10 protein-coding genes and 1 tRNA gene are annotated in these 13754 nt (G+C 23.3%); 6 read left to right on the plus strand and 5 right to left on the minus strand.

Translation table 11 applies throughout. From position 1 onward, the window contains the following. Nucleotides 1-180 precede the first annotated feature (180 nt). The 4 genes from BUA70_RS00275 to BUA70_RS00285 all read left to right on the plus strand — a co-directional run bounded on the left by BUA70_RS00275 (nucleotide 181) and on the right by BUA70_RS00285 (nucleotide 3904). Nucleotides 181-256: transfer RNA gene (locus BUA70_RS00275), tRNA-Met, on the plus strand. A gap of 337 nt (nucleotides 257-593) precedes the next feature. Next, nucleotides 594-764 carry a hypothetical protein gene (locus tag BUA70_RS13105; protein WP_172607487.1) on the plus strand — a complete coding sequence of 57 codons (171 nt, stop codon included), beginning with the start codon at nucleotides 594-596 and terminating at the stop codon, nucleotides 762-764. 88 nt (nucleotides 765-852) lie between these two features. Further along, the gene (aspD, locus tag BUA70_RS00280; protein ID WP_072892228.1) at nucleotides 853-2484 is read left to right on the plus strand and encodes an aspartate 4-decarboxylase; all 1632 of its coding nucleotides are present in this window, start codon (nucleotides 853-855) and stop codon (nucleotides 2482-2484) included. Between the two features lie 334 nt (nucleotides 2485-2818). Beyond that, complete coding sequence (locus BUA70_RS00285) at nucleotides 2819-3904, plus strand: pyridoxal phosphate-dependent aminotransferase (RefSeq protein WP_072892229.1); 1086 nt, start codon at nucleotides 2819-2821, stop codon at nucleotides 3902-3904. 211 nt (nucleotides 3905-4115) lie between these two features. Here BUA70_RS00285 and BUA70_RS13110 read toward each other — a convergent pair whose 3' ends face one another. From BUA70_RS13110 to BUA70_RS00300, 4 genes are all read right to left on the minus strand, one after another. Further along, nucleotides 4116-4271 carry a hypothetical protein gene (locus BUA70_RS13110; protein ID WP_172607488.1) on the minus strand — a complete coding sequence of 52 codons (156 nt, stop codon included), beginning with the start codon at nucleotides 4269-4271 and terminating at the stop codon, nucleotides 4116-4118. A 100-nt stretch (nucleotides 4272-4371) separates the two neighbouring features. Then, nucleotides 4372-5364: a glycosyltransferase family 2 protein gene (locus BUA70_RS00290; RefSeq protein ID WP_072892230.1), complete on the minus strand. Its 993-nt coding sequence runs from the start codon at nucleotides 5362-5364 to the stop codon at nucleotides 4372-4374. A gap of 181 nt (nucleotides 5365-5545) precedes the next feature. After that, nucleotides 5546-7054 carry a DUF1846 domain-containing protein gene (locus tag BUA70_RS00295; RefSeq protein WP_072892231.1) on the minus strand — a complete coding sequence of 503 codons (1509 nt, stop codon included), beginning with the start codon at nucleotides 7052-7054 and terminating at the stop codon, nucleotides 5546-5548. 335 nt (nucleotides 7055-7389) lie between these two features. Then, complete coding sequence (locus BUA70_RS00300) at nucleotides 7390-8256, minus strand: 4Fe-4S binding protein (protein WP_083573407.1); 867 nt, start codon at nucleotides 8254-8256, stop codon at nucleotides 7390-7392. 238 nt (nucleotides 8257-8494) lie between these two features. On the opposite strand from BUA70_RS00300, the gene BUA70_RS00305 reads away from it, so the two are divergent. Next, entirely contained in the window at nucleotides 8495-8893 is a 399-nt protein-coding gene (locus tag BUA70_RS00305) for a (deoxy)nucleoside triphosphate pyrophosphohydrolase (RefSeq protein WP_072892232.1), read from the plus strand. Between the two features lie 8 nt (nucleotides 8894-8901). Here BUA70_RS00305 and BUA70_RS00310 read toward each other — a convergent pair whose 3' ends face one another. After that, nucleotides 8902-11787 carry a DEAD/DEAH box helicase gene (locus BUA70_RS00310; RefSeq protein ID WP_072892233.1) on the minus strand — a complete coding sequence of 962 codons (2886 nt, stop codon included), beginning with the start codon at nucleotides 11785-11787 and terminating at the stop codon, nucleotides 8902-8904. 463 nt (nucleotides 11788-12250) lie between these two features. On the opposite strand from BUA70_RS00310, the gene BUA70_RS00315 reads away from it, so the two are divergent. Beyond that, nucleotides 12251-13648, plus strand: coding sequence for a tetratricopeptide repeat protein (locus BUA70_RS00315; protein ID WP_072892234.1), 1398 nt, complete (start codon nucleotides 12251-12253; stop codon nucleotides 13646-13648). Nucleotides 13649-13754 lie beyond the last annotated feature (106 nt).

Consider the following 13754-nt stretch of genomic DNA (forward strand, 5'->3'; position numbering starts at 1 on the left):
ACATTAAAGAATATATTTATATAATATGACTATTTTTTATATAAAATTATCTATCATTAAGATATTAAACTAATATCCTTCAAATTTTTCTAAAAATTTAAAATAAAAAAAATTTTTATTGACTTATTTATTATATTATCCTATAATAAAAACATAGCTTAACAAGCAACAAATTAATATCGCGGGATGGAGCAGTTGGTAGCTCGTCGGGCTCATAACCCGAAGGTCGTAGGTTCAAGTCCTGCTCCCGCAACCATAAGAAGTTTTCTTTTTAAGAAAACTTCTTTTTTATTTTTTCAAATATATTAAACATTAAAAATAAAATATAAAATTATATGATTTCTTTTCATATTCTAAATCTTTTTTCTCTTATTTTTCTAAAAATAAAATATAATAATCGCTAATACCAAAGTAAATTTAATGTTAATAAAAAAGTAACTAAAAATATGATTTTTATTAACCTATACTTAATTTTTATTTACCTTCTATTAGTATACAATTAATATTAAAGATAACTTTAATATTAAAATTTAAATATTACAAATATAATACTTTTAATTATGCAAAATATATTTTAAGGAGGTTTAAAAGATATGGTTGATAAATGCTTGTATTGTCATAAAACTTTAAATAAAGATAGCTATTATGAAAATAAGGTAGGTAAATTTTGTTCAGAAGATCATTGGAATAAATATTATAATTCTCTTAGCAAAGAGGATTTAATTGAACTTCAAAATTCTTTTTGTGTATGTAGTGATGATTAATTATTTTTTTAAGGGAATTATATATTTATAACTAGAAATAATTTCATTTAAAATTTCTAATATAAAATTTATCAAAAGAGGTATTTTTATGGATAAAATAAATATTATTCGTGAAGAATTAGAAAAAGTATATGGTGAAATAAGCCCCTTTGAATTTAAAAATCAGCTTATAAATTTAGCAAAAGGACAAAAAAGGAAAAGTTCCCGTACATTATTAGATGCAGGAAGAGGTAATCCTAATTGGACTGCAGCTACTCCTAGAGAAGCCTTTTTTACCTTTGGTCAATTTGCAATTTCAGAATGTCGTAGAGTATGGAGCAAAGATTCCTTAGCTGGAATGCCTCATAAAGGGGGCATAACTAATAGATTAGCTAAATACATAACAAAAAATAATGATGCTCCTGGTGTAGAACTTATAAGAAAACTAATTAACTATGCTGCTATAGAACTTTCTTTTAATGTAGATGACTTTGTTTATGAACTTACAGATGGAATTATTGGTGACAATTATCCTTTTCCAGATAGGATTCTTCCTCATGTAGAAAAAGTAATTCATGATTATCTTATTTCTATACTAAATTATAAGGAGCAAAATGGAAAATTTAATATATTTGCCGTAGAAGGTGCAACAGCTGCTATGTGTTACATATTTAATTCTCTAAAGGAAAACTATCTTTTAAATAAAGGAGATAAAATAGCTATAATGACTCCTGTTTTTACTCCTTATCTTGAAATTCCAATACTTCCTACTTACGACCTTCAGGTTATAAAAATAAATGCTAATGAATTATCTAAAGATGGTAAACATACTTGGCAATATCCAATCTCTGAACTTGAAAAACTTAAAGATAAATCTATTAAGGCTTTATTTGTAGTAAATCCTAGCAATCCACCTTCTGTTGCAATAAGTGACGAATGTACTAATGAATTAATTAATATAATAAATACTTATAATCCAAATTTAATGATAATTTCTGATGATGTTTATGGAACTTTTGTAGATAATTTTAAATCCTTAGTAGCTTCTTTTCCATATAACTCAATTGGGGTATATTCCTTCTCTAAATATTTTGGGGTAACTGGATGGCGTTTAGGAACTATTGCCATTAACGAGAATAATATATTTGATAAATTATTAAGGGATTTACCTTTAGATAAAAAGCAAAGTTTAGATAAAAGATATAGTGATTTATCTATAAACCCTTATAATATTCCTTTTATAGATAGGATTGTAGCAGACAGTAGGCAAGTAGCACTTAATCACACTGCTGGTTTATCTACTCCTCAGCAAATACAAATGGCTTTTTTTTCCATATTTGATTTAATAGATAAAAATAAAGATTATAGAAATTTAACAAAATCTATTTGCCGTCGTCGTCAAAAATTATTATTTAAAGGATTAGGATTAAAACTAGATAATAATCCTTATGATGCTTCATATTATACAGAATTTGATTTATTGGAATGGGCTAAAGATAATTACGGAAAAGATTTTGCTATTTATTTAGAAAAAAACTCTAAACCAGTAGATATTCTATTTAAATTAGCCAAGGAATCTTCTATAGTTTTATTAAGTGGAGGTGGCTTTTCTGGTCCGGAATGGTCTATTAGAATATCCTTAGCAAACCTTAATGATGATGCTTACTCTAAAATAGGAAGCATTCTTCGTAAAATATTAAATCAGTATTTTTTAAGTTGGAAAGAAATTAATCATATATAAATATTTTTAATTAAATTGTACTTTTTTTATAGATAATTTATAGTATATTAAAAAAGAAATATGTTTTTTATTTTACATTTTCCTTCAAAAAATAATTTAATAATGCTGGAACCCTATTTAGTATTTTAATTCTAAATAGGGTTTTAAAATTTTATAAAAATTTTTAGAACTTTTACCTAGTTTTATAAATATACTAATAAAAATTTTATCTAGTCTATATTAAATCTCCATTATATTAATATTAGTTAATGAAGATAGTTTTATTTTAATGATTATATTGTTTATAATATATTTAGCTAATAGATTAAATAATCTTATATTTAGGAGGTTTATTATGACTATAAATCATGGAGCTAATTTATTTGATTTGGCCAATAAGTTAGGCTTTAAAGAAACAGAATTTATGGACTTTAGCTCTAATATTAATCCCTTTGGTTCATCAATAAAAGCTAAGAAAGCTGTTATTAATAATATAAATATGGTCTCTATTTATCCAGATCCAGAATATAAAAAACTAAAGGCTTCAATATCAGAGTATTGTATTTGCAAAAAGGAAAATATTATTTTAGGTAGTGGTGCTACAGAACTTATTTCTTCCTTTATAAAAACTATAAATCCTAAAAAAACTTTATTACTTTCACCGGCATATTCTGAATATGAACATGAGCTTAAAAAAATAAATTCTACAATAACTAAATATTTTTCTAATGAATTTGATAATTTTAAGATTAATATAAATGATATAAAAACCATACTAAAAAATGAAAACTATGATTTAATAATAATTTGTAATCCAAATAACCCTACAGGTTTTGCTTTTACTAAAGAAGAAATAAAATATTTATTAAAAGATAGCAATGCTTTTGTTATGATTGATGAAACTTATATAGAATTTACAAAGACTTCTGAATTTTCATCTACATCTTTAGTAGATAATTTTGAAAATCTATTTGTAATAAGAGGCACTTCTAAATTCTTTTCAACACCTGGCATTAGATTAGGTTATGGATTAATTTCTAATAAAAATATATTAAATAAAATTTATGAACATCTTGATTTATGGAATATAAATATATTTGCTTCTATAATGGGAGAAATTATGTTTAAAGATAAAGATTACATAAATCTAATTCAAAATAACATGGAAACTGAAAGAGAATACTTATTAAAAGAATTAAATGAAGTAAAAGGTTTAAAAGTTTTTCATAGTAATGGAAATTTTATATTATGTAAAATAGATAATGAATTCCTAACTGCTAAAAACTTATATAATAAACTTTTACATAAAAAAATAATTATAAGAGACTGTACCTCTTTTGAAGGTCTTGATAAATACTTCTTTAGAGTTTGCATCTTAAAACCTAATGAAAATAAACTTCTTATAAAAGAATTAAAAAATATTTTTAATGAAAACAAATAAATTGTTTTTTGATATAAAATATATTTTATATATGATTTTTGTATCTAAGTATTTATAACATTTTAATATTATGATTTATATTATTACCTCATAATATAAAGCTGTATCAAAAATTTTTATAAAATTATAAAAATTTAATTTCGATACAGCTTTTTATCTAATTATTAAATTAAACTCTATTTAAAAAACTTTTTAATAAATCTTTTAAATTTTAAAATCCTTTTTTCTTCGCAATTATTCCACTTTCATTAATTCCAGGTTCTTCAACAGTTGTATTAAAACTACTTTTAGCATATTGATTTTGAGTTTTTGTACCATTTTTTAGATAATTATCTTTTGAATACTCTTTTTTATTCCTATATTTCATAAGTAAGCACTCCTTTATAAACATATTTATATGTTAGTATGTTTTAAAAAGATTTATATATGTAATAAAATATATCTCAAAAAAGATAAAATAATTAAATTTATTTTCTTTTTAGATAAGTATCTATAAATTTACTTGGAAAATAATAGGCGAATTTAGTCCAAATAAACATGCTTCTTCCATATCTAGTTGTATTGTACTTACAACCTTTCAAATATTTTTTTACTTTAGAATTCTTCAAAACTTTTTTAATTTGATTTTTATTGTTTTTGTTTATAGATCCAAAAATTTGATACATTATATGCTCTGGAATAAATTCTCTTTTTATTATATCTTCTAACTTAGAATCTAAAGAATTGTCTAAAATAAAATTACATACATCTTCCATAGAATCTATTACTGTAATATTTTTTGTTATATCTGGGTTATTAGTAAGAGAATCTTTTCTTTGAAAATAATAGGATAATACATCTTCAATTGCAAAAATATTTTTTGCCTTAATTAATGACTTAAATATAAAATTTAAATCCTCTGCTCCATAAGCTCCTACTAAATATTTTATATTATTATTCTTTATGAACTCTTTTTTATATATTAGACTGGATGTCCATAATCTAAATTCATTATTTTTGTAGCTATAAAATATTTCTATGCCATTATTTATTTTTTTTAAATAATCAAATGATAGTTTTTTATTATTTATTATCTCTCCATTTTCCCTTACTCTTTTATAATCAAAAAGTAATATATCTGGATTAATTTCTTTTGTTATTTCCTTTGTTTTTTCTACTAATTTTTCATTTATAAAATCATCAGAATCTAAAAATAATATATACTGTCCCTTGGCTAACTCTAATCCTTTATTTCTTGCAAAACTTTGCCCTAAATTTTCTTCTTTTATAATATTATAGTTTAAATCAGTACTGCTTAGATAATTTTTAGCTACTTCATAAGAATTATCTAAAGAACCATCATCTATTAAAATCACCTCAAAATCTTTGCATTTTTGATTATTTAAGCTTTCTAAAGATTTCTTTATATAATTTTTCACATTATACATAGGCATTATTATAGTTAAAAATATATTATTCATTTTATTCTCCATTTCATATTAATCTAACTTTAGCTTAATATAATATTTTTTTAAAGTAAATAAATAAAATTTATTGCCTCAAAAAATTTTTTTATCTTGCAAATTTTTTCAATTTATTATACAATTAAAAACCCAACTATTATTTGGGGTAATAGTTGGGTTTATTATAACTTTTTATTTATTATTCATTATAATATAAACTTGCTGAAGGGTATTCAGGGTCACAAGTTATATCTATACCAAGCTTTCTAAAAGTTTGTTCGTCACTTCTACTTATTATAGCAGTTGAATGAGCTTGAGCGCCCTTTAGCATTGATAATTTTTCCATAGCTACTTGAGCCATTGGATTTGTAGCAGCACATATGCTAAGAGCCATTAAAATTTCTTCACAATTTAATGATGCATTTTTGCTACCTAATGTTTTTGATTTTAAATTTATAATTGGCTCAAGTATAACTGGAGAAATAAGATGCATTTCATCTGCAATTTTTGCAAAGTGTTTTATAGCATTTAATACTACTGCAGCTGTTCCTTCCATTAAATCTGAGCTCTTACCTGTTAGTATTGTTCCATCATTAAGCTCCATTGCAACTACTGGGCAGATATCATTTTTATCTGAATTTTCCTTTAGTTTGATTGAATATTCCCTGGCTGGAACAACGACTTTTCTATCATCTTGCTTTAAATCAAGACTTTCCATTATTATTTTAACTCTTTCAAAGGTTTCTTTATCTACATAACCTTTTTTGTACTCACAACTTGTTTTAAAGTATCTTCTTATTATTTCTTGTTTAGATGCTTCCTTAACAACTTCATCATCTATTATTCCAAATCCAACTCTATTAACACCCATGTCTGTTGGTGATTTATATATTGAATCTGTACCTGTTATCTTCTCTATTATTCTTTTTATTACAGGAAACATTTCAAGATCACGGTTATAGTTTACTGCCATTTTTCCATAAGCATCAAGATGGAATGAATCTATCATATTAACATCTTTAAGGTCTGCTGTTGCAGCTTCATAAGCTATATTTAAAGGATGCTTTAATGGTACGTTCCAAACTGGAAAAGTTTCAAACTTTGAATATCCTGCAAGTTTTCCCTGTCTAAATTCATGATAAAGTTGACTAAGACAAGTTGCAAGCTTTCCACTTCCAGGTCCTGGAGCAGTTACAACAACTATTGGCTTTGTTGTTTCTATATATGGATTCTTACCATATCCTTCATCACTTACTATAGTATCTACATCTGTTGGGTAGCCTGCAGTTGGTCTATGTTTGTATACCTTTATTCCTCTACGCTCAAGCTTATTTATAAATACTGTTGCTGCTGGTTGGTCTTCATATCTTGTTATTAAAACACTATTTACATCAAGATCATAAGATCTTAAATCATCAATAAGTCTTAAAACATCCATATCATAAGTGATGCCATAATCACCTCTTATTTTATTTCTTTCAATGTCACCTGCATAAACACAAATTACTATCTCAACTTTTTCTCTTAGTTTATGTAATAATTTTATTTTTGCATCTTCATCAAATCCTGGTAACACTCTTTTTGCATGAAGATCCCCTATAAGCTTTCCACCAAATTCTAGATATAACTTATCAAAGTTATTAACTCTTTCCAAAATATATTTTGATTGCTCTTCTAGGTATTTTTTGTCGTCAAATCCTTTTTTCATCTTCCACCTCGCCAAATAAAATAATCATTAGACTATTTGGTAAACTCATATAGTTTAATGATTAATATTAATAAGTTATTTTTTATTTTTATATTATTGCATAAATTTAATTGTTAGTAAAACATTATTATAAGCTATCTTTAAATTTAATAATATTATTAGCAACATATTTCTTTACAATACTAACTTTTACTAATTAAAAAGCATTAAAATAAATATTTATATATTAATATTTTTTTATTCTTTAATTTAACATTCTGCCTAATCAATATTTATACAAAAAATATTTATATCTTTTAAAAACATTTAATATTATAATAAATATTTTTATATTTTTAAAGAGAATTTAGTATTTCTTCTTCAACAGATTTAAGACCTATTCTTTCTATAACATCTGCAAATCTTTCATTTTTATTAGCCTGACTTTCAAAATATTTTATTATTTTATCTACAGCATTTATAATCTCTTCTCTTTTAAAACTTTTATTTATAGGTGTAGCTAGTCTAGCTTTTCTTCCTAATCTTCCTCCTAAGAAAATTAAAAACTCTATTTCTTCACCTTCTATAGCTTTTGTCGGACAAACCTTTATACATTTACCACAACTAATACATTTTTCATTACTTATAACTATCTTATTATTTTCTTTTTTCATTCCATCATATTTACAAAACTTTACACACTTATCACAAAGAATACAATTTTCTTCTAATATATGTACTTTCTTTATAGGTAAAATTCCTATATCATTTACTTGAGCTTTTCCATAACTATTATTACATCCTAAAACTGCTATTTTAAATTTGTGAGGTAATTTCTTTCCAAAAAATCTTTCTTCTATCTCTAAGGCTATGTGGTTTGTATCTATAAGTCCATGAGTACAAACTGTTCCTTTGCAAGTTAAAATAGCTCTTACAGTTGGACCACCGCCTCCAACTACTAACCCATTGCTTTTTGCCTCTTTTAATACTTTTTCCAAATTTTCATATTTTATATATGGAATTTCAATAGTTAATCTACTAGTTAATCCTATATTTCCATTACCATATTCTTTTGCTATATTAGTTAAAGCTGTCATCTCATCTGTATTAAAATATCCTGCTTTACTTATAAATCTAATTGCAAAATATCCCTCTTGCTTTTGAGGCAATATACCTCTACCTTTAAGCTCTAATTTTTCTTTATCTAAAATACACTTATTCAAACTAAACTCCCCCAAAAAATTATAATTAATCTCTCATATAAATTATATCTTATTAATTAAATACTTTAAATACTAAATCACATATATCTATATTCATGAAATACTTATACTAAATTATATAAAAAATTTAATTTCACCTTATATTTCTTAATTATTTTTAGATTATCTAGAATTATAAGATTTATAAAACTTTTTAAAGTTTATAGTCTATGCTAAACTAATTTGGGGTGATTGTATTATGAAGAAAAATATAAGAGTAGTAGGAGCTATAATAGAAAATTCTAATAATGAAATTTTATGCGCTTTACGTTCTCCTAAAATGACTTTACCAAACTCTTGGGAATTTCCAGGTGGTAAAATGGAAGAAGGTGAGGACTTTAAAGCTACTATAGAGAGAGAAATTTTTGAAGAACTTAAGTGTTCTGTTGAATTTAAAAGTATATTTAATGATAACTCCTATGATTATGGAAATTTTATAGTAAACTTAGTAACAGTAAAATGTAATCTTATAGAAGGAACTCCTAAAGCTCATGAACATTCTAAATTACTGTGGCTAAAAAGAGAAAACCTTCCATCACTAAAATGGGCTCCAGCAGATATGGCTGCTGTAGAACAATTAGTTAATGAAAAAGTATAGCTAAAAAGCTATACTTTTTCATTAAATTCAATATATAAGTCTTTAGGGACTTTATATTTAAGATTAAATATTATAGTTATTGGTTTTTCACCTTGAAAAGTTATTGTGTTTCCTGTTCCTATATAAACATAGGGCTGAGATACTCTATCAATTTCTTTATATTTTCTTACAAATAGATGTAAATTTATTTTTCTTTTTTCATTGTATATTATATTTTTACCTCTATTTGAAGATTGAGAAGTTAAATTAGGACTTTGCCATTGAAATTTATCCCTGCTTAAAAACTTATCTTTATAATTTATACTTTCTTTTATATCTGTCTCTTTGTGTAAATCTATAAATAAAAAATATTCATTTCCATTAGTTAATAGACCGCTTCCCCTAAAAGAACTATGTGTTTTTTTATAATTAGAAAGTAATGCTATATCTTTCATCTTATATTGTTCATATAGCTTTAAAAAAGGTGTGCCATAATTATTTCTTCCAAATTCCTTTTTATATCTAATTAAACCATAGTTTATTATATCTTCAATATAGATTTTATATTGTTTGTCACTTAAAATATCATTAAAAATATTATTTTTATATAAAGTTTTTTCATTATATAAAAATAATTTTATATTACTTATTTTTTCACTAGAATCATAAAAATCTCCATTTAAGCATCTTAAAGCATGCTCAATAGATTCTTCATCTACTGAATCCATATATTTTAAAGTTTCTTTTTTAACCTCTTCTATATTTATACAGTTTTTATATAATAAATATTTTAATATTATAAATTCATAAGGCCTTTTTATAGGCAAATATTTTGTTAGTAATGTAATTATTTTTACAAAGTTATCATTACATAAGATTTTATTTAACTTACTATCTTTTTCTATTCTTTGAATAAAATTAAGATAAGTTTTTTCTTTTACTAAAAACTTAATAGGATCCGGAGCTCCATCATATTTTAAATAATCTAATAATAAATAAGGAATTTCTCCTCCATTCATTTTTTTAAATTCTAAATATTGTTCCTTTAAATATTTAAAAGAGTTAAATTTTTCATTGTTAATCTGTTCTAATATTCTTTCCTTAGCTATTCTATCCATCTCTATATTAGTACACCCTGGTATATCTGAAAAGTTATTTGCCACTGCAACCTTTAAACTATCTTTATCATAATATCTTGATCCTTTTAATGCCATAGCAATTAAAAAGGCTTTATTATAATTTCCTATAAAGTCTAATACCGTTAAAAAAGTTTTATCTTTATATTTTCTAAGTCCTCTTCCTAATTGTTGTATAAAAACAATTGGTGAGTTTGTTGGTCTTAACATAAGAATTAAATTAATAGCTGGTATATCTACACCTTCATTAAAAATATCAACTGTAAATATTACCTCTAAATCATTTTCATCTGATTCTAGTTTTTCTATAACTTCACTTCTAAATTTAGGAGAATCATTTCCTGTTAGACAAGCACTTTTTATTCCCCTTTTGTTAAATTCTTCAGCCATATATTTAGCATGTTCTATATTTGCACAAAATCCTATACATTTTCTTTTAATACCATCAAATCCATAAAAACTCATTTTCTCAATAATAAAATCTACTCTTTTATTTATACTTAAAATCTTTGCAACCTTTGAAAGATCATCAATATTAACATCACTTAAATCAATATCTTTAATATCTGTAATACCAAAGTAGTGAAATGGTATTACTAAATTTAAATCTAAAGCTTCATGAAGTCTTACTTCTAACGCAATATTATTATCAAAAGCTTCAAAAATACTATCGCCATCAGCTCTTTCTGGAGTTGCTGTCATTCCAAGTAAAAATTTAGGTTTAAAATAATTCATAACTTTTTTATAGCTACTACTAGTACAATGATGAGCTTCATCAACTATAATATAATCAAATTCTTTCTTACTAAATCTCTCTAAATTTATATTCATAGATTGTATGCTTGAAAATATATATTGCCTATCTATTTCTTTTCTAGTTGATGTAAGTAATCCCATAGTATAATTTTTATTTTTTGATAGTCTTTTAAATGTCTTTTCTGCACTCCTTAAAATCTCTTCTCTATGAACCAAAAAAAGCATTTTCTTAGGTTTAAAATTTAATACATCAAAAGCTGCCATAAAGGTCTTTCCTGTACCTGTAGAAGAAATAACTAAAGCTTTGTTCTCACCGGCTTCTCTTAATTTATTTAAGTTTTCTAACGCTCTTTTTTGCATATCATTAGGTTTTATAATCTCATAATCTTTAAAATATAATTTTGTATTTTTTTCTGCAACTCTTATTTTTTTTATAAATTCTTCATATTCTTTTATAAAATCATCATCTATTTCTTTTGTTGAATTCCATAAATTTATATACTCTTCTAATACATCTTTTATAAATGTATTATCTTCCTTTGAAACTATCTTAACATTCCACTCTATATTATTTTTTAATGCATTTTGAGTAATATTTGAAGATCCTATAATAACTTTAAATTCTTTTTTATTTTCAAAAATATAAACTTTAGTATGAAATCCCTTTTCCCTTGTTGCTAAAAATACTTTTAACTTTATATTATTAAAGTTTTTTATTTTTTCTAAAGCTTTAGGTTCCGTAAAGTTAAGGTACGTTGAAGTTATTATTTCTCCTCTAACTCCCTTTTCTTCTAATTCCTTAAATGTATCTAATAAAAGTTGTAATCCACTAAAATTAATAAAAGCTACACTAAAATAAAATTTTTCACATTCTAATAAACATTCCTTTAATGTATCTAAAAGTTTTTCTTCTTTAGAATTAACTATTAATTTATTATCTAATAAGTATCCAGTATTTATTATTTCTTTATTCTGCAAAACTTCACTAGTATCTATAATATTTTTTTCTAAAACTCCATCCATTAATTTACTCCCCTTAAATATTTCACTTTAAGTAAATAATTAGTTTTTTAACTATATTATACCTAGTGAATGTAATAAACTAAAGATGGATACTAAAATATTAATTCTATTACTATAACTTATAATTTTATAATAATTATCTATATTTTAAATAAATATTATAAAAGCTTATAAAAACTAATGTAATAAATATTAGCAATTATTATATATAAAATAAATTAAATCTATTAATATTAAGTTCATATATTATGTTATAATTAAAACAAAGTGAATTTATTGATTATATTAATCTTTTACTTTAATATTTATCTTATAATATTTATTTCAACTTAATTTTATTAAGTTTATTTATGCAAACGAGTCATGTAAATATTTACTATTTTGAAATTAATAAAATTTATTATATAGTATAAATAAGTTATTTCTTAATTTATATAATTTTTTTAGCTACAAAGGAGGATAAATGAGAAACTTTGAAAGAAAACTAAAAAAAGCATTATCATGTTATGAACAAAACGATTATGAAACTGCGTTAAATATATGTGAAAAGATTTTAGAAAAAGATTATAATAACGAAGAAGCTCTATCTCTTGAAGGAAAATTATTATATCTTAAAGGAGAGTTAGAAGCTGCTAAAATAAGTTGGAAAATAAATTCTGACTATAATAATAATGAAGAAGCTAAAAATTATTTAAATAATATTGATAAATATTATAAAGAAAAAGAATTGTATGAAGAAGCTTTAGTATATATAAAGAATAACAACAAAAAAAAGGCGTTAGAAAAATTATATTTATGTTCTAAAGATGGCTTTAATAAGATAAATGTAATTAAAGCATTAAAAGATTGCGATTTATTTGGTACTTCTGAAATAGCTAATGAAAATAAAGATTTACCCTCTAAAAATAATTTAAATTCTAAAAAAGAAATATATTCTAATGAAAATAAAAAGGAAGATAAATTAAATAATAACAATAATAAAGACCTAGAAAGTTCTTCTAAAAATACAAAAGGACAATCTTTTAAAGAAAATATTAAATCAAAAAATTTAAAAAATAATAAAAAAGAAAAATCTAATAAACAAGATAAAAATGTAGAATCTAATATTAAAGGTTCTAATTCAAATAATAAAATTAGTGTAGATGATTTAAAGTTTACTAAAGATACAAGTAGTATTAATAGTAAAAATAGTAGCTCAAAAAAATTAATGAGAACACCTATTATAGTTCTTCTAGCAATAGTTATTATAGGAACTATAGCTTATATTTCTACAAAAAGCTTTAAAGATTCTAACCAACATAAGGAAACTTCAGCTACTAATTCTGAATCTAATGAAAAGACAAAAGCAGCTGATTTAAATAAAGAATTTAGTTCTGCCTTAAAAGAAGAAAATTCAAATAGACTTTATGAATTAATACTTCAAAATCCTAAAGATAAAATACCATCTGAAGATGTTGATATTTATAATAAGGCTGAAGAATTTTTAAAAACTAAAGGTGTAGTAAAATTTTATGAAGATGGCCTTTCTTTATTTAAAGAAAAAAAATATGAAGAGGCTCTTGCTTATTTTAAAAAGGCATTAGATTTTTCTGAAGATAGCTATTTAAATCCACATATAATTTATTTTATAGCTACTTCTAACGATAATTTAAAAAATACTGATGAATCTATAAAATATTATAAAATGTATTTGGATAAATATAAAAAAGATACTTATACTGCAGAATGTATATATAAGCTAGCCTTATTATATAAAGATAAAGATAAAGAATTAGCTAAAAAATATGCATCAAAAATAGAGGACGATTATAGTGATTCTATCTATTACAATGATAAAATTAAAGATATAATCTATAGCTAATTAAACCTATAAATTATTATATTAAACTATAATCTTTAAAACTTTTTATATACTTTAAGGATATAGTCATAGATTAATTCTTAGAAATAAAAGACAGTTTTGCCTT

The sequence above is a fragment of the Clostridium fallax genome (assembly GCF_900129365.1).
Taxonomy (GTDB): domain Bacteria; phylum Bacillota; class Clostridia; order Clostridiales; family Clostridiaceae; genus Clostridium_AH; species Clostridium_AH fallax.